This window comes from Streptomyces sp. NPDC092370, from assembly GCF_044755265.1.
In the GTDB taxonomy this organism is placed as follows: Bacteria; Actinomycetota; Actinomycetes; order Streptomycetales; family Streptomycetaceae; genus Streptomyces.
In genome coordinates this window covers 244590-265651 of sequence record NZ_JBIVQO010000011.1, presented here as the reverse complement: position 1 = coordinate 265651, position 21062 = coordinate 244590, and the positions used below count along the sequence as shown (strand labels likewise).

Sequence of the window (21062 nt, the reverse complement as noted above, 5' to 3'; positions counted from 1 at the left end):
CCGACGCGCCGCCGAGCATGCTCCGGCCCCACCGAGCATGCTCCGGCCCCACGGTCCGCCGTGCTCACCACGCGTCCGGATCGCATGGCCGCCCCGGCCCGTCCCTGACGCGCATCCCGCGTGTCCCCTGAGGGCTCCCCCCGCGGCCACTCGCTCGTCACTCCTTCGTCCCGATGGCGTCGACCGGACGGACACGCAGCACCAGGCGGGCGGGCAGCATCGTCCCGGCCATGGCCAGCAGTGCCGTCGATCCGACGATCACGAGCCAGCCCAGCACCGGCACCGCCGGTATCGGTCCGCCGGTCAGCGCCAGCGCGACCAGGGCCAGCGGCGGCACCGAAAGCAGCGTTCCCAGGAGCCCTCCGACCGCGACCACCGTGAAGCTCTCCCGACGCAGCATGCCCAGTACCTGCGACCGGCTGCTGCCGGTCAGCCTCAGCAGCGCGAACTCCCGGCGCCGGGACGCGGTGTTCATCGCCTGTGTATTGACGACGGTGAGAGCGGTGTAGGCGATGATGACACCCACCACCACGTAGTTCACCCACGCCATCGCCCTCTGCTCTTCGACCTGGGCATCGGCCGCCAGTGCTCCGCTCAGCTCGGCTCCCGGAAAGGCCCGCGCCAGAGCGGACAGCCGGTGTGCGATGTCGCCGGAGGCGCCGGGGGCCGACCGGATCAGCACCGACTGGTCGACGCCCGCCGTGGTGTGGGACAGGAGCAGGTCGTGGTCGAAGGTGAGGTCGGCGAAGCCGAGTCCCCTGCCGTACACGGCGATCACCTCACCGGTGAAGGGCGTTCCGTCCCCGAGGTACAGCCGCGCCCGGTCCCCGACGTCGAGCCCCAGCCACGAGGCCGCCGTGGTGCTGAGGGCCACCGTGTCCGGAGCCAGGGCCGACAGCTTCCCCCTGCGTTCGTCCAGGTCGACGGTGGCGGACAGGGCCGACGGCCGGAGTCCCTGCGCGGTCAGGGAGACGGTTTCCTCCGTGCCGAGCAGCGAACCCACACCGACCGCCTTGGACCGCACCACACCGGTGGCGGCCGCCACCCCCGGCAGCTCGGCGGCCCGGCGCGCGAGCTCCGGCGACATGCCGGTGGGAGCGGTGAGCACGTGATCGGCGACCGTGCCGGAGCGGATCTCCTCGGTGGACCGGCTCAGCTGAGTGGTCTGGGTGAAGACGACCGTCGCCGCGAAGGAGACAGCCAGGACGATCGGGGTGACCGCGGCCGCCGTCCGGGCGGCACGGGCACGTGAGTTGGCCGCCGCGAGCCAGCCGGTGACACCGGTCCGGTCGAGGAGCGGGGAGAGGAGGGCCGTGGTGGTGCGGCTGATCAGCGGACCGAGGACCGCAGCGGCGATCACGAGCAGCAGGACGAGGGAGTTGGCCAGACCGACCAGGGTGAGGAAGTCGGTGCGGAAGCCGATGCCGAGACCCAGCACGCAGACCGCCAGCGCGAGCAGGACACCGCCGGTGATCAGACGGCCCCTGCCGAGGAGCGCGGGCTCGGCGGAGGCCTCGCGCAGCGCCTGCGTGGGGCGGACGCGTGCGGCTCTCCGGGCGGCGACGAGGGCCGCCGTCACTGCGGTCAGGACCGTCACACCGACGGCGGTGAGGAACGGGAGCGGGCCGATGACCGGCCGGAAGTCCGGCGGTACCAGGCCGCGACCGGCGAACTGTCCGCTCAGCCAGTGGACCACACCGACGCCGAGAGGGCAGCCGAGCACGCCCGCGACGAGACCCGCCACCGCTGACTCCGCCGTGATCATGCGGTACAGCTGTCCCGGGGTGGTGCCGATCGCGCGCAGCAGGGCCATCTCGCGATGGCGGTGGCGGACGGCGAGGGACGTCGTGGCGCACAGCACGAACACGGCCACGAGCAGCACGTTGCCGCCGATGGCGGTGGCCAGCTCCACGAGGTTGGCCGCACCGACCGCGATGTCGGTGAATTCCGCCTCGCCGCGTTCGTCACCCGTGTACACCGCCGCACGGTGCCCGGCCAGTACCCGTTCGACGGCGGGCACCACCTCCGAGGACGGTGTACCCGGCGTGGTGAACACGCCGAAGGCGTCGGCGGACGCACCGGACAGGGGAGCCAGCCGCTGCATCGCGGCCCCGGAGACGTAGAGCACCGACTGCCGGGGAGTGCGGTCCTCGTCGAGGGCCACCAGTCCGGCCACCTCGAAGGTGAGCGGAGTGGACGTGGTCATGAGCCGTACGCTGTCGCCGGTCCGCAGCCCGGCCCGGGCCGCGAGACGGGTGTCCAGGACGATCTGCCGGGCACCCTGGGGCGCGTGCCCTTCGGTGAGGCGGAATCCTCCAAGGACTCGGCTCGACCAGGTGTGCGCCTGTGGCACGGCCCCGTTGGCGCCGGTGACGGCACGGTCCGCGTCCGGCAGGCGGACCGTGACACGGCGGTCGGGCACCACGGAGGCGACACCGTCGACCGCGGCGAGGTCGCGGGCCAGGGAGGCGTCGAGCCGTGGTCGTTCGAGCAGCGGCTGGGAACTGCGGTACTCGGATCCGTCGGCGGACTTCACGTCGAGGTCGACGGCTTGACGGCCCGCGACGATCAGCGGGGCTCTGTCGTACCGTTCCGGTGGCAGGGCGGAGCGCAGCCCGGATTCCAGGAGTACGCCGCAGGCGCTGACCACGGCCGCCCCGAGCAGGAGCGCGGCGAACGTGGCGGCGAAGGCCCCTGCGCGGGCGCGCAAGGTGGCCAAGGCGATACGCAGCATCAACGGGGCCTCCGCAGCTCGGTCATGACGCTCTTGACCTGTGCGACGGACGGCGCGTCCACACGGCGGACCACGCGTCCGTCGGCGAGGAAGACGACCTGGTCGGTGCGCTGGGCGGCCACGGGATCGTGCGTGACCATCACCACGGTCTGGTGCAGGTCGGTCACCGCCTGCCGGAGCAGCCCGAGGATGTCGTCGGCCGTGTCCGGGTCGAGCGCGCCGGTCGGCTCGTCCGCGAAGATCACTTCAGGGCGGGTGATGAGGGCGCGGGCGATGGCGACCCGCTGCTGCTGCCCGCCGGAGAGTTCCGAGGGGCGGCGGCCGAGCAGGCCCGCGAGTCCGACCGCGGCCGTCACGCCGCGGACCGAGTCATGGTCGGTTCCCTCTCCGGCCAGCCGCAGCGGGAGGGTGATGTTCTGCTCCACGGTGAGCGACGGCAGCAGGTTGAAGGCCTGGAAGACGAACCCGATACGGGTCCGGCGGAACCGGGTGAGCCGCCGCTCGTCCAGCTCGCCGAGGTCCTGCCCGCCGAGCTGCACCGTTCCGGAGGTCGGCCGGTCGAGCCCGGCGGCGCAGTGCAGGAAGGTGCTCTTCCCGGAGCCGGACGGGCCCATGACGGCGGTGAAACCACCGGCGGCGATGCCGGTGCTGACGTCGTCGAGCGCGACGACCGCGGACGCCCCGCGGCCGTACTTCTTGGTCACCTTGGTCAGCCGTACGGCGGTTCCTGACGGATCGATGCCGATGGGGGCGCCGGGAGGCGCTGGCCGACTGTGTGCTCCGGGCATGTGGGACCCCTGGGTCGGTCGTGGGTGATGGGTCCTTCCAGTCCACCGGCGTTACAGGTCCGCAGCCTCCGTCCTCACGTCGAATCACGCCCTCCGCCCGGCGGGTGAGGGAGAGGACCGCTTCCACCGTCCGGACGAGGCCGCACGGTGTCCCACCACGCCGTGCGCGACGCGTCTCCTCCTCACGGAGGAGACCGGGAGGAGGAAGGCGGTCGGCAGGACTCCGACCTCAGGGTGGGGGGCCGGGTGAGCAGGCCCTTTACCGTGGGGGGCATGAGAGAACCGGGGTCACTCGCAGGCCGCCAGGTGCCTGCCGCGGTGACGGACGTGACCCTGGCCGTCCTGGCGGCGGCCGCGTGCCTGGCACTGCCGGAGGCGATCCCCCCGGACGGCGTCCCGCTGCGCCAGCCGGACCAGTGGTGGCTCCTCCTGGTGCTGTTGTCCACGCTGCCCCTCGCCGTGCACCGTCGTGTGCCGCTGGCCGGCCTGCTGGTCATGGCGGTGGCGTCCGGGACACTGCAGTACCTGGATTACATCCCCCAACTCGCCGGGCCGGACGGCACGTCGATCGGTCCCACCTACCTGTCCGTGGCCATCGCCGTGTACCTCACGGCCGTGCGGGGCGCGCCACGGGTGACGGCTTTCGTGGCCGCCGTGTTCATTCCGCTCAGCGCGCTGACGGAGGCGTTCCTCGCGCCGAGAGGGCACCGGCTCGCGGCGTTGCTGACCGATGCGGTGCTCCTGCTGGCGGCATGGGCCCTGGGCCGGCTCTCGCGGGCCCGGACGGCCGTCCGGGACGAGGCCATGCAGCGCGCCGCGGCGCTGGAGCGCGAGCAGGCCGCCAACGCGCGCGCCGCGGTGATGCAGGAGCGTGCGCGGATCGCCCGGGAACTGCACGACATCGTGGCCCACAACGTGAGCCTCATGGTGGTGCAGACCATCGCGGCCGACCGGATCCAGGACCGGTCGCCCGACAAGGCGCACGAGCTGCACGCCACCGTCGAGCAGACGGGCCGGGACACCGTCACCGAGCTGCGTCGGCTGCTGGACGTGCTGCGCACCGACGAGGAGGGGGAGGGCACACCGTCCAAGGAGCCGCCCCAGCCGACGATCGACGCCCTGCCCTCCCTCGTCGACGCCGTGCGGGCCACCGGTCTGGACGTCGACTATGCGGTCTCCGGCTCGGTGGTCGCGCTGCCCGCCGGGTACCAGCTGACGGTGTACCGCATCGTGCAGGAGGCGCTCACCAACACCGTCAAGCACGCGGGCACGGCGCGTACCCGGGTGCGTCTGCTGTGGGAGGAGGAACCGGACCGGCTGCACGTCCGCGTCTGTGACGACGGACCGGGTGGCGCGACGGGGACTCCCGTGCCCGGATACGGTTCCGGTCATGGTCTGCTGGGGATGCGGGAGCGGGTCGCCGCGACGGGCGGCACCCTGCACACCGGTCCTCGGCCGGGCGGCGGCTTCTGCGTCCACGCCGTGCTGAACCTGCCCGAGACCGACGGTTCGGCGAACAACGGAGGAACGGGGCACCATGCGGTCCATCAGCGTCCTGCTGGCTGACGATCAGCCGATGATCCGGACCGGCTTCCGGTTCATCCTGGAGGCCGAGCCGGACATCGAGGTCGTCGGAGAGGCCGCCGACGGCCAGGAGGCCGTCGAGGAGACGCGGCGGCTGTCACCGGACGTCGTCCTCATGGACATCCGCATGCCGCGGATGGACGGGGTCGAGGCGACCCGTCTGATCTCCGAGAGCGGCCTGCCCAGCCGGGTCGTCATCCTGACGACGTTCGACCTCGACGAGCACGTGGTGGACGCCCTGCGTGCGGGGGCGAGCAGCTTCCTCGTGAAGGACGGTCCCGCCGATTCCCTCGTCTCGGCCATTCGGACGGTCGCCGCCGGCGAGGCCGTGCTCGCTCCTCGGGTCACCCGGCGTCTGCTGGAGCGTTTCGCCGGCCTGCCCTCGGAGTCCCCGCCGCCCGTCCCGCCGCGCCTGGACGTGCTCACCGGCCGCGAACTGGACGTGCTGCGGATCCTGGCGCGCGGCCTGTCCAACGCGGAGATCGCCGTCGAGCTGGACATCGGCGAGACGACGGTGAAGACGCATGTCGCCCACATCCTCGAGAAGTTCCGCCTGCGCGACCGCGTGCAGGCGGTGATCCTCGCCTACGACTCGGGACTGGTCTCCCCGCGTCCGGCCCGCGGATCCGAACCGTCCTGATGCGGCGGGACCGGGCTCCGCCGGGCCTGTGAGTCTTCTCCTCCTCATCCCGAACGCCCCGCGCCTCGCGGCGCGTGCCCATCACACCCAAGGGAGAGTGTCATGTACACCCTGATAGGCCTGCTCGTCGTCCTCGTCGGGCTGACCACCGTCGCGACCGTGGAGAGCCGGGCCCGTCGGCTGGAGAGGCGGATGGCCCGTCTGGAGCACAAGCTCGGCCTTCTCCTGCACCATCATGGCGTGGAGGACGACGACCCCGCCCTGGCGGAAGTGGCGGCCCTGGCGCGTGCCGGACGGCACGTCCCAGCGATCAAGAAGTACCGCGAGGCCACCGGCGCCGGGCTGCTGGAGGCCAAGCAAGCGGTGGACGGCCTGAAGGAATAGCGGCCCGGAAGAGCGGCGAGCCGGCGCGGACACCTCGTGCGGATGGTCCGCCGAGGTGACCGGTGGTGGACGAGGCAGTCATCCGAAAGGAGATTGAGCGCTCATGGACCGGCCGATACCGAGTCGGGGGAAAGCGTCGCGGCAGTGCCCGGGAGATCCGTGTTCGCCGCCGTACGGCGGCAGGGTGGATCCCTGCCGCTGATCGTGCTCGGCGCCGTCGTGCTTGCCGCTGTGACGGGACTGTCGGCGACGGTGCCGGCCTTCGCCCTGGCCCGGCCCCAGTTCGCGCAGGCCTGGAACGACAAGCTCGCGGCCGAACAGGCCGAAGACTCCAACTTCCCCCATCCCGAGGCGGTGCTGCTGTCGGCCCTCGGTGCACTGCCCGCCCTGCTGCTGAGCGCCGGCCTCGTCGGCGCGGTGCTGCAGGCGGCGTGCACGGTGTGCGTCACCGCCGCGCAGGAACACCCGTCCATGGGAGCTCGCCGCCTGTGGAGTCGGACCCTGCCCCGGGTCCCGAGCGTCGCGGCGGTCTGCGTACTTCGCGGCGTCCTGGTGCTCTCGGCGGCGCTGGCCAGCGGCGCCCTCTGTGTCGGACTGGGCCTCGCGGTGGACACGTTCACCGGAGTCGACCCGTTCAGCACCGACGGGCCCTTCACACCGATCGGGATCGCCCTGATGCTCGCCCCGAGCGCGGTCCTGCTCCGCGCGGGCTTTCTGCTCGCCCCGGCCGCCTGCGCCGTGGACGGCCTCGCACCCCGCGCCGCGCTGCGACGGTCGTGGTCGCTCATGGGGCAACGGGCCGCCGTGCCCTGGCTATTGGGTGCCTGCGTGATCGGTGCCGCTTGCGCGGGCGCCGTCTGGCTGCTGGTTCAGCAGGTCGCCGCGCCGCTGCGCACCGCCGCGCGAGAGGCGGTCCTGGCCGACCTCACCCACAACACCTACGTCGCACACGCCGCCGGAGCGCTCACCCCGCCGGCGACGGCAGCGCTCCTGTGGACCGTGCTCGCCCTGCCACCGGCGCACACCTACCTCACGGTCGCCTACCTCCGTCTGCGCGGCGACGCAGGGAGGTGAGCCCACGGCTCCGCATCCGGCGCCGCGGACGCCGCCGGCCTCACGCGGCAGGCGTCGTCGACGCGGTCGGCGAAGGATCGGAGGGGCCGGGATCGGCTGCGGGCGGAAGCTGCCCGGCCGGATGCGGAGCCGGCGGCCGCTGTTCGCCGGCTTGTCCGTGACTCCCTGCTCAATTGTCCGAGGTCCGTAACGAACGGATCCCCAAGCCGCCGTCCTTCGTCCTGTCAGGTGTCCGGGGATCGGGCGAGGAACTTCGAAGAAGCGGGGCGGGCATGGCGCGGCACAGTGGGCGGGGCTGGTACGGCAAGGTGCTCGGAGCGGCGCTCGGAGTGACGGCGCTGGCCACCGGCGCCTCGGTGTGGACCGCGCAGGCCGGTGCCCCCGGCACTGCAACGCCGAAGGCGACGGCGTCCGTCTCGCCCGGCGGTGACGCCGAGCCGGTCGCCGCCACCATCGCGCATGCCTCGGAGAGGGGGACGCGCGGCGTCAACATCACCATCGACGACGGTCCCGACCCCGTCTGGACTCCTCAAGTGCTGGGTGTACTCCGGGAGTACGGGGTGAAAGCCACGTTCTGCATGGTGGGTACGCAGGCACGGGCCCACCCGGACCTGGTGAAGAAGGTGGTCGCGGCCGGGCATCGACTGTGCGACCACTCCGTGTCGCACGACACCGCCATGGACAAGAACTCCGAGGCCTACCAGTCCCAGCAGATCCTCGACGCCGAACGCATGATCACCAAGGCGTCCGGAGGCGTCCGGCCGATGTACTACCGGGCTCCCGGAGGAGCCTTCACCCCGTACAGCCGCACGCTCGCCGCCTCACGGGGCATGCGCCCCCTGGGCTGGAACGTGGACACCAAGGACTTCGAGCGGCCCGGCACGGAAGCCATCGTCGCCACCGTGAAGAGGGAACTGCCCAACGGTCCGACGCTTCTCTTCCACGACGCGGGCGGCGACCGGTCCCAGACCGTGGAGGCGCTGCGGCGGATCCTCCCCTGGCTCGAGGAACAGGGCTACTCCTGTGGCTTCCCGGTGCGTTGAGCCATTCCGCCCGACGAGCCCGGGCCGGTTGTCCGGCGCTTCGCAGGCGGCCGGCGTCCGACGGCTGCCTCATGGGACGTGACTCACGCCGCTTCGGCGTTGTCCCGCCGCAGTGCCGCGCGCAGCCAGTCGTCGGCGGAGCCCGGAGTCGGCCGCGGGCGGCCGCCCGGCGGAGTCAGGACGACGGCGGCGAGTTCCCAATACCGGTCCAGGCGTGGCTCGGCCGATAGCCGGGCCGCAAGCAAGCGGCGGAAGTCGCGGGTGTCGCGGCTGCGGTAGGCGCTCGCGTATGCGGCGACGTAGGCGTCCAACGCCTCACCGGAATGCGGGTCGCGTGCCCTGCGCAGGTGCGGGGCCGCGAGTTCGAATGCTTCGGCGAGGCCTGCGTACAGCAGGGCGGCGCCGTCGGCTCCTGCCACTCGGTGCACCTCCGGCTGGGGCTGCCGACCGCCCGGGCAGGGAGCCGTCGTCATGGCGTTCAGCCGGGCGAAGGCGAGTACCTGGGACGAGTGCGGTTCGTCAGGCGGCTGAGGGACGGCCACCTCCAGGAATGCCGCGGTTGCCGGGCGCGGCATCCGTGGTGGCAGCCAGGTGCGCCAGAACCTGGCCAGTGGTGCGGTGCTCGGCGGGGTGCTCAGCGTGCTGAGGAGCCTCAGCCGACCGGCGCGCTGAGCCGGCGGGCAGTCCCGCACCAGTTGGAGTGCCGCTTCCCGCCAGCGCAGGGCCTTCACCTCACCACCGAGCTCACGCAGGCGGCTGTCGACGGCGTTCTCCAGTGCACGGCCGGTCGCGTCTTCGTCCTCGAGGATGCGGCGTATCTCGGGCAGGGGCAGGTCAAGGCCGCGCAGGGAGCGGATCAGCTGCAGGCGTTCCCGTGCCGGGACGCCGTAGCGGCGGTGTCCGCCACTGCTGCGGGCGGCTTCGGGGAGCAGGCCTTGGTCGGAGTAGAAGCGGACGGTCTTCACGGTGACACCGGTGCGTTCGGCGAGCTCTCCGATGCTCCACAACGGCTCGTGCTGCGTGGACAGTTGAACCTCCCTTAAGGGGAGTTCCTACGGTACCGGTGCGCGGGCCGGGCACACGCTGCGGCCCGCGGACGATGGCGTACGCGACCGGCGCGGCGTCATGTGACGGACCGGGGAGGGCGTTGTGCAGGTGTTCATCTTGGTGGCGGGTGCGTTCACCGGGGCCCATGTCTGGCAGGAGACGGCCGCGCGGCTGACCGCGGCGGGCGGCTGGGCGCACGCGGTCCCGCTGACGGGCATCGACCCGGCCCGGCCCGCCGCGCCGGAGCACGTCGCTCTCGAGACGCACATCGATGACGTGATCGCGGCGATCGACGCGGTGGACCTGACCTCCGGGCGGGAGATCGTGCTCGTCGGTCACGACTACGGGATCCATCCGGTGCTCGGTGCCGCCGACCGGCGGGCAGAACGCATCGCACGCGTCGTGTACCTGGACTGCGGGATGCCGCAGAACGGCGTTCCGGCGCTGGCCGCGGTGCCGGACCAGGCACTGCGGGCGCGGCTGGCCGAACGCGCCGAGGCAGGCGAGCGCAAGGGGGTGCTTCCGGCACCGGCCCGTGACGAGTGGGAGCGCTGGGGCAGTACCGCCGGCGTGGGCGAGGCGGCCCTGGACCGGCTGACCGCCCTGGCGGCGCCGCAGCCGCTGGGTACCCTGCTCCAGCCGCTGCGGCTGACCGGAGCGGTGGCCGCGGTCCCCGTCACGGGCGTGCTGTGTGCCCGCAACGGCGCCGGCATCGGCATGGTGCAGAGGCTCGTCGACTTCGGCGACCCCGCTCTGGCCGTCCTGACCCAGCCTCAGGTCACCTTCTTCGAACTCCCCACCGGGCATTGGCCGATGCTCTCCTGCCCCGCCGCACTGACCGACGTCCTGCTGCGGGCCGCGGCCGGTGAGGGGCACCGCCTGCGGGCGGCCGGTGGCGACGCGCCGGTGCCTGCCCACCTGCGGCCGTTCCCGCTGGACGTGCCCGAACTGCCCCGCGATCGCCAAGGTCATGTCGATCTGTACGTCCCCAACGGCGATGGGCCGCGACCGGCCGTGGTCTTCGTGCACGGCGGACCGGTGCCCGCCGGTGCGCGGCCAGGCCCGCGTGAGTGGCCGACCCTGGTGGGTTACGCCCGCCTGGCCGCCGCCGCGGGCATGGTCGGCGCGACCCTCGACCACCGTCTCCACGACGTCGGCGACTACGAACGTGCCGCCGCGGACATCGCCGCCGGGGTGGAACGGGTGCGGGCCGACGCCCGGGTGGACGCCGACCGGATCGCCCTGTGGTTCTTCTCCGGCGGGGGCCTCCTCATGACGGACTGGCTGGCTCGGCCCCCCGCCTGGCTGCGCTGCCTGGCCGCTTCCTACCCCGTCCTGGCCCCTCTGCCCGCTTGGGGGATGTCCGGCAGCCGCTTCCACCCGGCCAGCGCGGCCGATCAGGCGGGGCCCCTGCCCGTCGTCCTCCTCCGCGCCGGGCGGGAGACACCCGAGATCGCCACGACGGTCGATGCGTTCGTGACCGCGGCCGAGGACTGCGCGCTGCGGCTCGAACTGGTCGACCTCCCCAACGGCCACCACGGGTTCGAAACGCTCAACCCTCCAGAGGAGACGCGCCCGGCCCTGCACCGGGCGATGCGTTCGGTGGTCACCCACCTGACCGGGTGACGCCCCGAGGAGCCCGCCTCCCGGGGACGTCGCGGCCGGAGGTGGGCATCCCGTACCACCGGGCCGGGCTGATCGCCTCGCACCGGGAGGCGCTGCGCCACCTCAGGAGTGTCGGCGAGCCGCTGCGCGCCCCGGCCGGGGGCCGGCCCGGCGGGCGGTCCGGTCCCGTTCGCCGCATCCCCGCCACGGACGGGAGCTGGGGCGACCGGGCACCCCGGCATCGGAGTCCGCTGCCGGGTGCCGTGCGCCACCCGGCAGCAGTGAGGTTCACGCGCGGATCGGATCTACAGGTCGGCGGCGTCCACCACGTCGCGCAGGTCGACGAACTTGAAGCCGGTCGCGGTGCGCGTGCCGCCCTCTCCGTCGGGGACCCCGGGGGTCTCGTGACCGTCCTGGACGACCAGCAGGCCGTTCGGGTAGCGGCTGCCGAGCGGTGCGTTCAGGACGGCGGCGCCGTCGCACTCCTCGGACCCGTCGAGGGTCGCCGAGGCCGCGCCGACGCGGAAGCCCCCCTCGTACTCGTTGCTCTCGCTCACCTCACGGTCGTACAGGGCGAAGGTGTCGTCGCCCTGGCTGGAGGCGAAGAGGTAGCCGTCGCCGTCCGGCTCCTGAAACAGGGTCAGGCCTTCGACGTCCGCGGAGAGCCGCTCGCCTCCGAAGCCGGGGTCGGCGCCGGCCGTGCACTCCTCGGTCGCCTCGTCGTAGACGCCGGGGACGCCGTACTCGTGGACCTTGTCCACGAGGACCGGCTCGCCGGTGAGGTCGGCGCGCATCCGCCAGATGCCGATGTCCTCCTGGCCCGCGTAGAGCGTACCGGTGGCGGGGTCCACCACCATGCCCTCCACCTGCGGAAGTTCACCGGGCTCCGCGCAGGGGGACCACATCGTGCCGTTCGGCAGGCGGAAGGACGCGGGCAGGTCGAGAGTACGGACCTTCCGGTAGGTGACGGTCCCGCTCGCGGTGGGCTTCAGCTCGACCAGCGCGAGGCGGGTCCGCTCCCGCCGGCTGACCAGGGCGTAGGTACGCCCCGTGGACTTGTCCTGCCAGGTGGCGAGGCCGTAGGCCGTGCGCTGGTCGTTGATGTCGGCCTGGTCGGTGGAGAAGACCGGGGTGGCGGCCGGGTCGGTGATGTCGGTCAGTGGGCCGCCGGGCCTGGACGGGTCGATGCGGTAGATCCGCAGGCGGTCGTTACCGCGGTCGCTGACCACGGCGACGTCGGCCCGGCCGGTGGTGGTGCGCAGACCGGTGACGACGTCGACGTTGTTGTACCGGCCCGGTGCGTCGTCCTCCGCGGGCGGACGGGGCGCGGGCAGCGACTGCACCAGGCGGGCACCCAGGTCGTACACCCGCAGTCCGCCCTCCTTGGCGGTCGCGATGACGAGGCTGCGGCCGGGGTCGGCCGTGTTGCGCCAGATCGCCGGATCGTCGGCGTCGGAGTTGCCGCCCGCCTCGTCGTCGTAGAGGGCGGGTGTCTCGCTGACGGGTGTCACCGTCGGCAGGCTCCCACCGTCGGCCCCGGCCCGGGCGGGGGCCAGCACGAAGAGCGCGGCGGTGGACAGGACGAGGGCGGCGGTTCTGCATCCGGTGCGGTGTGTTCTCACAAGCGCTTCCTTGATCGACGTCGTGGACATGCCGATGGTGCGGGGAGAACTTTGCGCGCAGGAGGCCGCTTTCTGTACACGTGATCACGGAAGAGCCGACTGCACGCCAACTGCCGTTCAGCGCACAACGGTAGGTCACGTCGGGAAGCCGATGCGGTCGACGCCGGTGCGGGCGTCGGGCCGCACGGGGAACCGGGGACCCAGCCGGTGAAACGGGCCCCGCCGTCCACGACCGGAGCCCCGTGCCCCGCCCGCCCGTGCAACGGGATCCGGGCGCCGCGTCGAGCCGTCCGGGAGAGCCCATCACTACCTGCTGTCCCGGAACAGGAAGAAGGCGAGGGAGGCGGGTCAGCCCGCTCGGCGTTCTCCCGGGCGGTGCTGTGCCAGGCCGGCCGGATCCGGTCCGCCTTCGGACGCCGTTTCGCCTCGGCGGTCGCGCGCCAACTGCGTCGGCGACACGGCGCAGGCCGCGCGAAAGGTGGTTGACGTGGGAGGAGCGCCGTGCCGCGAGTGACAGACGCCTTCGCCGAGGGCCTCGAGCGGGCCCAGCGCCGGGCCGTACGACGGCAGGAGGCCGCGCGCCGCGAGTTCATCGACGCCCTCCTCTACGACCGCAGCGACCTCGGACGCCTCGCCGAACGCGCCGAACGCTTCGGTCTGCGCCTGTGGTACGCCCATGCCGTCACCGAAGGCCCGGCCACCTACGAGTAACATGCACCGCATGAGGTCGAGTATTACGTCCGTGCGGGGTGGAACCGTCGTACGACGGGCCGTCGCCCGGGACGCCAAGCGGCTGACGCGACTCGTGCGCGGCTCGCGTGCCTATGAGGGCCATTACGCGGCCATGGTCGCGGACTACCGCGTCGGACCCGACTACATCGAAGCTCACCGGGTCTTCGTGGCGGTCGAGGGCGATGAGGGCGCGGACCGGGTGCTCGGTTTCTACTCGCTTCTCCTCGCACCGCCGGAGCTGGACCTGCTCTTCGTCGAGGACGGGATGCAGGGCCGCGGCATCGGGCGACTGCTCGTCGAGCACATGAGGTCCGAGGCCCGCACGGCGGGGCTGGACCGTGTCCGGGTGGTGTCGCATCCTCCGGCCGAGGGTTTCTACCGCAGCGTGGGCGCGCTGCCTACGGGGACCGCCCCCGCGAACCCGCCGGCAGTGGCCTGGGACCGGCCCGAGCTGGAGTTCCTGATCCCGTGACCGCCACCCGTTGCGAGCTGCCGCCCGCACGGCAGTGCCCCGTGCCCTGGGCGCCGGTTTTCGAGGCTGACGACCACCCGGACCGGGCGGCCAGGACCGTGAACAGAACCTCGGGCCACTGATCGGCGTCCTGCCGGTGGCGTGGCGGCTGCCGACGATGGGGCCCGTACGACGGTGGAACCGATGGGCAGGGCTGCACCCGACGCGAGCACTCGCGGCTCGGCCGCGTCGACATCCGCGACCATGACGTCGACGTGCGTCTGGTGGCTGATCAGGGACAGACCAAGTCCGCTGCTCGTCCTCACGTTGCCAAGGCGTCACCGGGATGCCCCCTCTCGGCATCAGCCTCGCGGCCGAGTCCCCGGCCGCCGCGACACAGGTGCCCGACACTGGGCGAGGTCGGTTCCGAGCGGTGGGCCGGACGACGATCTCGTTGACGTCCACGCCCGCCGGTTGCTCGGTGGTGAACGCGATGGCTTGGGCGATCGCTTCGGGAGGAGTCGCCATCTGGTCGCGTATCTCCGCGATCTGGGCTCTCGCCTGTGCGTTCGTCGATGCCTCAGCGAAGTCGTCCTGACCGGTCCGGGCAGGACGGTGGTCACCGGCAGGCCGGTGGGCAGGCCTTGTAGGGGCTCAGCGAAGCAGCGCTCCGCGCGAGGAGATCCGTGCCGTGTGCGCAGCCGCCGCAGCGCTGAAGGCCGCTGTCACCAAACAGCCTCCGGCGGCAAGGACAGGCCGTCAGGGGCGAGCGCCGCGATCGGGCTCGTCGCGACATACGCGGCCCCCGCCTCAGCACAGCACGCGCAGTGCGCCGGGCAGCACTCTGGCCGTGACGGGGAGGACGGCCTCGATTTCGCCGTCCGCGCCGTAGGGGAGCTCCCTGTCGGCCTCGATGCGTATCTCCCGGCCGCGCACGACCCGCACCTGAGGGCGGTGGATGTGGGCGCCGGTGTCGAGTTCCTTCATCAGCGCGAAGAACAGCCGGCGCGGCGCGTCACGGATCATCACGACGTCCAGCAGGCCGTCGTCCAGCCGGGCCTCGGGAGCGATACGGCGCGCGGAGCCGTAGTAGCTGGAGTTCGCCGCCACGACGGTGTAGCCGGTGCAGGCGTGATCCTTGCCATCGACGGTGATCCGGTAGCTGACGGGACGCCAGGTGCTGATCGCACGCAGGGCACCGGCGTAGTAGGAGGCCGAACCGCGCAGCATCCGGGATCGATTGGCGTGCAGGTTGGCCAGCGCGTCCACGCCTGCGTAGACGCTGCCGAGCACGACGGTACCGGCGTGGACCGACGAGGTGACCTCGATGGTGTCCACGGCACGTGGTGTGCCGTGGAGCAGCACCCGGGCCACGCCGTCGGGGTCGCCGGGCAGGCCGAGGGCCCGGGCGAAGTCGTTGCCGCGCCCGGCCGGGACCATGCCGAACAGTGCGCCGGTGCCGCTGAGGGCTCCGCCGATGCTTCCGGTGATCCCGTCGCCGCCGACGGCGAGCACCACGCGGCCGCGTTCCCCGGCGCTGCGGGCGAGTTCGCGGGCGTGGGCGAGGCTGTGGCTGTACTCGGTCTCCAGCCCGGCGCCCGCCTCCCGCAGCAGTCGGGCCACCTTCAGCAGCGCCGCAGCGCTGGTGGCTCCGCCCGCGGTGGGGTTGACGACGGCGGTGAACTGTCGCATCGATGTGCCTCCGGGCTGACGGTGGTGCCGGTCTGTCGTCTGATGGGGTGGTGCGCGCTCGAGCGGGGGGTGTGGCGGTGGGGCTGTGGTCAGTCGGTCGGCAGCAGGACGCCGGGGTTCAGCAGGCCGTCCGGATCCAGGCGTCGTTTGACGGCCCGCAGTGCCGCGACACCCAGGTCGGTGGCCTCCCGTACGTACCAGTGGCGGTGATCGGTGCCGACCGCGTGGTGGTGGGTGATCGTGCCGCCTGCCGCGAGAATCGCCTCGTTCGCGGCGTGCTTGGCGCGCGTCCAGTGCGCCACCGGGTCCCCGCCCTGGGCCGAGACGACGGTGAAGTACAGCGAGGCACCGTTCTCGTAGACGTGCGAGATGTGGCACATGACCAGCGGCGGGGTGCCGTTCTCGGTGAGTGTGACGGTCAGCGCGTCGCGGACGGCCGCGTACAGACCGGGCAGCCGCGACCAGTAGGCGGCGGTCTCCAGCGTCTCGGCGAACGCTCCCGCCTCGAGGAGCGAGTCCCGCAGGTACGGTGCCGCATAGCGGCCGTGCGCCCAGCGCCGGCCCGGTTCGCCGCCCGCGAACTCGCCGTCGCAGTCGGTGAGTACGGCGGCGGCGGCTGCCCGGCGTTGCGCGGTGTCCTCCTCGGTTCCCTCGAAGCCGACCACGGCGAGGCATCCCGCGCTCCGCTGCTCGGCGCCGGAGCCGATGCCATCGGGCTGGGCCAGGCCGATCAGCGTCTCGGTCTCGTCGGACAGCCTGAGGACGGTGGGACGCGGGCCGTCCTGGGCGAGCCGGCGCAGGGCGGCGGCGCCCGCGTCGAAGGAGGTGAAGCGCCACCCTTCGTAGCGGCGAGTCTGCGGGACGGGCCGGACGCGGACGGTGACGGAGGTGATGACGCCGAAGGCGCCCTCCGAACCGAGCAGCAGCTGTCGCAGGTCGGGGCCGGCGGCCGAGCGGGGTGCACGGCCTGTGTCGAGGGTGCCTTCGGGCGTGGCGAGCGTGAGGCCGAGGACCATCTCGTCGAAGCGGCCGTAGCCAGCCGAGGCCTGCCCGCTGGAGCGGGTCGCGGCGAAGCCGCCGATGGTGGCCCACTCGTAGGACTGGGGAAAGTGGCCGAGGGTGAAACCGTGTTCGGCCAGGAGCGCCTCGGCCTCGGGTGCACGCAGACCGGCCTGCAGGGTGGCGGTCCGGGAGACGGTGTCGAGGTCGAGCAGGCGGTTCAGGTGCCGCAGGTCCAGGGCGATCACGGGCGCCCGGCCGGTGGGTGCGAGTCCTCCGACGACGGACGTTCCACCGCCGAACGGGACGAGCGCGAGGCGGTGTTCGGCGCAGACGCGGAGCACGGCGAGCACCTCGTCGTGGCTCTGCGGAAGGACGACCGCCGCGGGTGCGTCGGCGGTGTCGCCGGCGCGGATGCGCAGCAGGTCCGGGGTGGACTTGCCGCGGGTGTGCCGGACACGGCTCTCCGTGTCGGTGCGGACGTCCTCCGCCCGATCGCCGAGTGCGGCCCGCAGGGCGTGGAGGGCGGCGCCCTCCAGGGCGGGCGTGGCGATCTCGATGTCCTCCAGCCGCGCTGATGCCGTGGGCTGCGGCTTGACGCCGAGCCAGTCGCGCAGCAGCCCTGTCACGGTGTCGGGCAGCGGCGTCGCCCTGGCCGGGTCACCCCAGCCATTCCACAGCATGTCCATGCCTGTCGTCCTCGCCGGTCGTCGGGGGTTGCCGCTGGAGCGGCTCTAGCCGTTACACTGTTACACATGACGCCTAATCGTCACAACAGCTCGGTTCAGCAGAAGTCCTCCGACAGCGACGTGGTGCTCGACGCCGTCCGCGACTGCGTCCTCGCGGTCGGGGTGCGCCGGACGACCATGACCGACGTGGCCCGCCGGGCGGGCGTCTCCCGTATGACGCTCTACCGTCGCTGGCCCGACGTCCGCTCCCTCGTCGGTGATCTGATGACCCGCGAGTGGATCGCCGCCGCGACCGGAGCCATGCCCGAGAGCCGGCCCGAGGTGGGCACGCGCCCGCCGCTGATCGACGGACTGGTCGCGGGAGTGAGGGCGTTCCGCGCCCACCCGCTCTTCCAGAAGATCGTCGACGTGGACCCCGAACTCCTCCTGCCCTACGTACTGGACCGGCGCGGCGCCAGTCAGGAAGCCCTGCTGGAACTGCTCGCGGGGGCCCTGCGCGAGGGTCACGCGGACGGCTCCGTGCGGGAAGCCCATGCCGAACGCCAGGCCCGGACCGTGCTTCTGATCCTCCAGTCCTTCGCCCTGTCCCTGCGCACCATGACCGACGAGGACGACGAAGAGCTCACCACCGAGGCGTTCCTCGCCGAACTGCGCACCGTCCTGGAGAGGACCCTCACCCCATGAGCCAGACCGCCGTCCCGGCCGCCGGGGCCTCCCTGTCCGCAGCCCGGCGCGCGCGCGAACTGTCCGAGGCGACCGACGGCCGTGTGGTGGACGTACTGGTCGTCGGCCTCGGCGCCACAGGTGCCGGAGCGGCCCTGGACGCCGCCGCCCGCGGACTCGACGTCGTCGCCGTGGACGCCCACGACCTGGCCTTCGGCACCTCCCGCTGGAGTTCCAAGCTCATCCACGGAGGGCTGCGTTACCTGGCCTCGGCGCAGTTGGACGTCGCCCACGAGAGCGCCGTCGAACGCGGTGTGCTCATGGAGCGTACGGCCCCCCACCTGGTACGTGCCCAGCCGTTCGTCCTGCCCCTGACCCGTCTCGTCTCGCGCGGCCAGGCCGCGCTGGCCTGGGCCGGCTTCCGGGCCGGCGACGCCCTGCGGCTGTCGGCCCGCACGGCTCGCGCCACACTGCCCGCCCCGCGCCGGCTCTCCCCGCTCGAGACCCGGCATCTGGCCCCGGCGCTGCGCCCCGACGGGCTGCGCGGCGGCCTGCTGTCGTGGGACGGAAAGCTCACCGACGACGCCCGCCTGGTAACCGCCCTCGCCCGCACCGCCGCCGCGCACGGCGCCCGCGTACTGACCCGCGCCCGGGTCCTGGAACTCACCACGAGCGGTGCCCGCATACGCGACGAACGCACCGGCGAGGAAGGCGAGATCCGAGCCCGCACGGTGATCAACGCATCCGGAGTGTGGGCCGGCGAGCTCGTGGACGGCATCCGGATCCGGCCCTCCCGCGGCACCCACCTCGTCCTGCGCTCGGAGCGCATCGGCCCGCTCCCCGCCGGCCTGCACATCCCCGTCCCCGGTGAGACCAACCGCTTCGTCCTCGTCCTGCCGCAGGGCGACGGCCGCGTCTACGTCGGACTCACCGACGAACCCCTCGAGGGGCCCGTGCCCGACGTCCCCGAGGCACCCGAGACCGACATCGGCTTCCTGCTCGACGTTCTCGGCTGCGTACTCGACGTCCCCGTCCGCCGCAGCGACATCGTCGGCACGTTCGCCGGTCTGCGCCCCCTGCTGGACACCAGCGACACGGCATCGTCCGGCGCCGCCTCCCGCACGGCCGACATCTCCCGCCGGCACGCGGTGCTGACCTCGTCCGACGGCGTGGTCAGCGTGGTCGGCGGCAAGCTCACCACGTACCGCCGGATGGCCGAGGACGCCGTGGACGCCGCGATCGACGCACACGGCCTGGCCGCCGGCCCCTCACCCACCGCCACTCTCCCCTTGGTCGGCGCCGCGGCCCCCAGGACCCTCGCAGCGCTGCGCGCTCCCCGCCGCCTCGTCCAGCGCTACGGCACCGAGGCACCGGCGGTGCACGCCCTGTCCGTGCGAGAACCGCGACTGGGCGAGCCCGTCGTCCCGGGCCATCCCGTCACCGGCGCCGAAGTGCTGTGGGCACTGCGGCACGAGGGCGCCATGGACGAGGCCGACCTGCTGGACCGACGCACGCGCATCGGACTGGTCCCGGCAGACCGGGCCGAGGCGATGGAGGCCGTACGCGGGCTGGTCGGAGAAGCTCTCGGCACGGGAAACTGAACCCCTCGTGTCCCGTTCTCGCCGGGTGGGCCGGCCGGGGAAAGGCCGACAGCAGAAGGCCCGGGATCCACGGGGCCGGGGGCAGCTCCCTCGGCTCGCGGTTCGAACCGAGGGAGCCTGGCGCTGATGGGCTCCCGGGAACCTACCTCCGCTTACCAACGAGGCTACTCCCCCGCTCGCCGCCGGAGACAGCCCGCCGTGGCGCTCGGCGGGCGCGCTCCACAAAGCCAGCACGATGAGCAGGGTTGGGGGTAAGCGATAGGGGCGGCGCCGCCTTCACCATCCCCTGGCGCCGCAGCCGCAGTCACATGCCGACCGACAGGAGCGTGAGAACGATGGATCGCCCGCACAGCAGCCACACCGAGACGGCTGAAGTGCGCCGGCCTGGAAAGGCGGACGATCCCGCGACCAAGATCGAGATCTTGGAACGGGACAACGATCACCTGCAGGCGGCCATCACCTCACACGCCGTGATCGATCAGGCGATCGGCGTCATCATCGCTGTCGGCGGCCTGCGGCCCCAGCAGGGCTTCGACGTCCTCAAGGACATCTCCCAGCACACCAATATCAAGCTCCGCACGATCGCCGACCACATCGTCGACTGGGCCAGCAGCGAACGCATGCCCGACGATGTTCAGCAGGCCCTCAACACGGCCCTGCGAAGAGCACGGTGCTGAAGCCGTCTCCGGGTGGGTTCGTCGTGTCCCTGCCGGACGACCCGTTCGGGGTCGGCATTGCCCTGCCGGCCGACCCCGGTGGCGTTCACAGCGGGACGGCGGCAGGGACCGGTCCCGGAGGCCGGGTACGAGTGAGGCCGGCCCGGCATCGGGCCGCGGCGGCTCCCGTCCCGGTGGCGGACCACCTCGCAGGTCCCGGCCCCCGAGCCGGCACCTACCGTGTGTCGACGATGCCGCCGGTCACCGCGATCACCTCACCGACCGTGCAGCTGGAGTCGGCGTCCGAGGCGAGGTAGACGTACGCCGACGCGATCTCCTCCGGCTGGGCCGCGCGCTCGAGCGGGGCCTCGCTGCCGATCCGGGCGAGTCCGTCCGCCGGCCTGTGCGGGTCCGCCTCGTTCAGCGGGGTCCAAGCCGGTCCCGGCGCGACCACGTTGGCACCAACGCCCCGCTTGGCGAGGTGCACGGCGACGGTGCGGGCCGTGCGAAGGCGGCGGAGCCACGGGCGCGGCCGGGGCCGATGACGACGGCGTCTCGCATCTCGCTCATGCCGTCCGCTCCGGGGCGATCTCGGCGATCAGGCCCTCGACAAGGGTCCTGATCTCGTCGCGGATCGGCCGGACGGCCTCGACTCCCTGGCCGGCCGGGTCTTCAAGCTTCCAGTCCAGGTAGCGCTTTCCGGGGAAGACGGGGCAGGCGTCACCGCAGCCCATGGTGATGCAGACGTCCGACTCCTTCACCGCGTCCACGGTGAGGACCTTCGGCGTCTCCCCGGAGATGTCGATGCCGACCTCGGCCATGGCCTCGACAGCGGCCGGGTTGACGGCACTGCCCGGGTCGGAGCCGGCCGAGCGGACCTCGACGCGGTCTCCGGCCAGGTGAGTCAGCCACGCGGCGGCCATCTGGGAGCGTCCGGCATTGTGCACGCAGACGAACAGGACGGACGGCTTGTCGGCCATGGTGATCGTTCTCTCTCGTCCAGGACGGACCCAGCCGCCAATTGACTTCAGCCCCCGCTGACATCAGCGGTCGATGAT

17 protein-coding genes and 2 pseudogenes are annotated in these 21062 nt (G+C 72.6%); 11 read left to right on the top strand and 8 right to left on the bottom strand.

The window, feature by feature from the left end:
- Window positions 1-157: 157 nt before the first annotated feature.
- The gene (locus ACIQHQ_RS29510; protein ID WP_402617392.1) at window positions 158-2734 is read right to left on the bottom strand and encodes an FtsX-like permease family protein; all 2577 of its coding nucleotides are present in this window, start codon (window positions 2732-2734) and stop codon (window positions 158-160) included.
- On the bottom strand, window positions 2734-3522 hold the full coding sequence (locus ACIQHQ_RS29505) for an ABC transporter ATP-binding protein (RefSeq protein WP_402617389.1): 789 nt from the start codon (window positions 3520-3522) through the stop codon (window positions 2734-2736). Before ACIQHQ_RS29505 ends, ACIQHQ_RS29510 begins: the two co-directional genes overlap by 1 nt.
- A gap of 318 nt (window positions 3523-3840) precedes the next feature.
- Between ACIQHQ_RS29505 and ACIQHQ_RS29500 the strand changes: the two genes are divergently transcribed.
- From ACIQHQ_RS29500 to ACIQHQ_RS29480, 5 genes are all read left to right on the top strand, one after another.
- A complete protein-coding gene (locus ACIQHQ_RS29500) occupies window positions 3841-5088 on the top strand; it encodes a sensor histidine kinase (RefSeq protein ID WP_402617387.1) in 1248 nt (415 codons plus the stop codon).
- Window positions 5060-5746, top strand: a complete 687-nt coding sequence (locus tag ACIQHQ_RS29495; protein ID WP_402617384.1) for a response regulator — start codon at window positions 5060-5062, stop codon at window positions 5744-5746. The genes ACIQHQ_RS29500 and ACIQHQ_RS29495 overlap by 29 nt, the downstream gene beginning before the upstream one ends.
- 102 nt (window positions 5747-5848) lie before the next feature.
- Complete coding sequence (locus ACIQHQ_RS29490; protein WP_402617381.1) at window positions 5849-6130, top strand: hypothetical protein; 282 nt, start codon at window positions 5849-5851, stop codon at window positions 6128-6130.
- A 144-nt stretch (window positions 6131-6274) separates the two neighbouring features.
- Window positions 6275-7204, top strand: a complete 930-nt coding sequence (locus ACIQHQ_RS29485) for a hypothetical protein (protein ID WP_402617378.1) — start codon at window positions 6275-6277, stop codon at window positions 7202-7204.
- A gap of 272 nt (window positions 7205-7476) precedes the next feature.
- Window positions 7477-8247 (top strand): polysaccharide deacetylase family protein, encoded by a 771-nt coding sequence (locus tag ACIQHQ_RS29480; protein ID WP_402617375.1) that lies wholly within the window; start codon window positions 7477-7479, stop codon window positions 8245-8247.
- Between the two features lie 83 nt (window positions 8248-8330).
- Here the strand turns inward: ACIQHQ_RS29480 and ACIQHQ_RS29475 are convergent, their stop codons facing one another.
- A complete protein-coding gene (locus ACIQHQ_RS29475; protein ID WP_402617478.1) occupies window positions 8331-9275 on the bottom strand; it encodes a MerR family transcriptional regulator in 945 nt (314 codons plus the stop codon).
- Between the two features lie 121 nt (window positions 9276-9396).
- On the opposite strand from ACIQHQ_RS29475, the gene ACIQHQ_RS29470 reads away from it, so the two are divergent.
- Window positions 9397-10920 (top strand): alpha/beta hydrolase, encoded by a 1524-nt coding sequence (locus ACIQHQ_RS29470; RefSeq protein WP_402617372.1) that lies wholly within the window; start codon window positions 9397-9399, stop codon window positions 10918-10920.
- 284 nt (window positions 10921-11204) lie between these two features.
- Here the strand turns inward: ACIQHQ_RS29470 and ACIQHQ_RS29465 are convergent, their stop codons facing one another.
- Window positions 11205-12521, bottom strand: coding sequence for a phytase (locus ACIQHQ_RS29465; protein WP_402617369.1), 1317 nt, complete (start codon window positions 12519-12521; stop codon window positions 11205-11207).
- A gap of 495 nt (window positions 12522-13016) precedes the next feature.
- On the opposite strand from ACIQHQ_RS29465, the pseudogene ACIQHQ_RS29460 reads away from it, so the two are divergent.
- Together ACIQHQ_RS29460 and ACIQHQ_RS29455 are read left to right on the top strand one after the other, a co-directional pair.
- A pseudogene (locus ACIQHQ_RS29460) lies at window positions 13017-13229 on the top strand (PucR family transcriptional regulator); the annotation flags it as partial.
- Window positions 13230-13242: 13 nt separating this feature from the next.
- Entirely contained in the window at window positions 13243-13725 is a 483-nt protein-coding gene (locus ACIQHQ_RS29455; protein ID WP_402617366.1) for a GNAT family N-acetyltransferase, read from the top strand.
- A 789-nt stretch (window positions 13726-14514) separates the two neighbouring features.
- On the opposite strand, the gene ACIQHQ_RS29450 is transcribed toward ACIQHQ_RS29455, so the two are convergent.
- Window positions 14515-15396, bottom strand: a complete 882-nt coding sequence (locus ACIQHQ_RS29450) for a diacylglycerol/lipid kinase family protein (RefSeq protein WP_402617363.1) — start codon at window positions 15394-15396, stop codon at window positions 14515-14517.
- An 89-nt stretch (window positions 15397-15485) separates the two neighbouring features.
- On the bottom strand, window positions 15486-17084 hold the full coding sequence (locus ACIQHQ_RS29445; RefSeq protein ID WP_402617360.1) for an FAD-binding oxidoreductase: 1599 nt from the start codon (window positions 17082-17084) through the stop codon (window positions 15486-15488).
- Window positions 17085-17150: 66 nt separating this feature from the next.
- On the opposite strand from ACIQHQ_RS29445, the gene ACIQHQ_RS29440 reads away from it, so the two are divergent.
- The 3 genes from ACIQHQ_RS29440 (at window position 17151) to ACIQHQ_RS29430 (ending at window position 20025) form a co-directional block, all read left to right on the top strand.
- Window positions 17151-17768: a TetR/AcrR family transcriptional regulator gene (locus tag ACIQHQ_RS29440; protein ID WP_402617357.1), complete on the top strand. Its 618-nt coding sequence runs from the start codon at window positions 17151-17153 to the stop codon at window positions 17766-17768.
- Window positions 17765-19348, top strand: a complete 1584-nt coding sequence (locus ACIQHQ_RS29435) for a glycerol-3-phosphate dehydrogenase/oxidase (RefSeq protein ID WP_402617354.1) — start codon at window positions 17765-17767, stop codon at window positions 19346-19348. Before ACIQHQ_RS29440 ends, ACIQHQ_RS29435 begins: the two co-directional genes overlap by 4 nt.
- Before the next feature lie 335 nt (window positions 19349-19683).
- Window positions 19684-20025 carry an ANTAR domain-containing protein gene (locus ACIQHQ_RS29430; RefSeq protein WP_402617351.1) on the top strand — a complete coding sequence of 114 codons (342 nt, stop codon included), beginning with the start codon at window positions 19684-19686 and terminating at the stop codon, window positions 20023-20025.
- A 214-nt stretch (window positions 20026-20239) separates the two neighbouring features.
- Here the strand turns inward: ACIQHQ_RS29430 and ACIQHQ_RS29425 are convergent.
- Both ACIQHQ_RS29425 and ACIQHQ_RS29420 read right to left on the bottom strand, forming a co-directional pair.
- Window positions 20240-20497: pseudogene (locus ACIQHQ_RS29425) on the bottom strand (SDR family oxidoreductase); the annotation flags it as partial.
- A gap of 73 nt (window positions 20498-20570) precedes the next feature.
- Window positions 20571-20984 (bottom strand): arsenate reductase ArsC, encoded by a 414-nt coding sequence (locus tag ACIQHQ_RS29420; RefSeq protein WP_402617348.1) that lies wholly within the window; start codon window positions 20982-20984, stop codon window positions 20571-20573.
- Between the last annotated feature and the right edge of the window lie 78 nt (window positions 20985-21062).

Excerpts from the sequence above, each read along its gene's own strand:
- ACIQHQ_RS29510 (WP_402617392.1), bottom strand. The coding sequence starts at position 2,734 with ATGCTGCGTATCGCCTTGGCCACCTTGCGCGCCCGCGCAGGGGCCTTC.
- ACIQHQ_RS29505 (WP_402617389.1), bottom strand. The coding sequence starts at position 3,522 with ATGCCCGGAGCACACAGTCGGCCAGCGCCTCCCGGCGCCCCCATCGGC.
- ACIQHQ_RS29495 (WP_402617384.1), top strand. The coding sequence starts at position 5,060 with ATGCGGTCCATCAGCGTCCTGCTGGCTGACGATCAGCCGATGATCCGG.
- ACIQHQ_RS29490 (WP_402617381.1), top strand. The coding sequence starts at position 5,849 with ATGTACACCCTGATAGGCCTGCTCGTCGTCCTCGTCGGGCTGACCACC.
- ACIQHQ_RS29480 (WP_402617375.1), top strand. The coding sequence starts at position 7,477 with ATGGCGCGGCACAGTGGGCGGGGCTGGTACGGCAAGGTGCTCGGAGCG.
- ACIQHQ_RS29455 (WP_402617366.1), top strand. The coding sequence starts at position 13,243 with ATGAGGTCGAGTATTACGTCCGTGCGGGGTGGAACCGTCGTACGACGG.
- ACIQHQ_RS29450 (WP_402617363.1), bottom strand. The coding sequence starts at position 15,396 with ATGCGACAGTTCACCGCCGTCGTCAACCCCACCGCGGGCGGAGCCACC.
- ACIQHQ_RS29445 (WP_402617360.1), bottom strand. The coding sequence starts at position 17,084 with ATGGACATGCTGTGGAATGGCTGGGGTGACCCGGCCAGGGCGACGCCG.
- ACIQHQ_RS29440 (WP_402617357.1), top strand. The coding sequence starts at position 17,151 with ATGACGCCTAATCGTCACAACAGCTCGGTTCAGCAGAAGTCCTCCGAC.
- ACIQHQ_RS29435 (WP_402617354.1), top strand. The coding sequence starts at position 17,765 with ATGAGCCAGACCGCCGTCCCGGCCGCCGGGGCCTCCCTGTCCGCAGCC.
- ACIQHQ_RS29430 (WP_402617351.1), top strand. The coding sequence starts at position 19,684 with ATGGATCGCCCGCACAGCAGCCACACCGAGACGGCTGAAGTGCGCCGG.
- ACIQHQ_RS29420 (WP_402617348.1), bottom strand. The coding sequence starts at position 20,984 with ATGGCCGACAAGCCGTCCGTCCTGTTCGTCTGCGTGCACAATGCCGGA.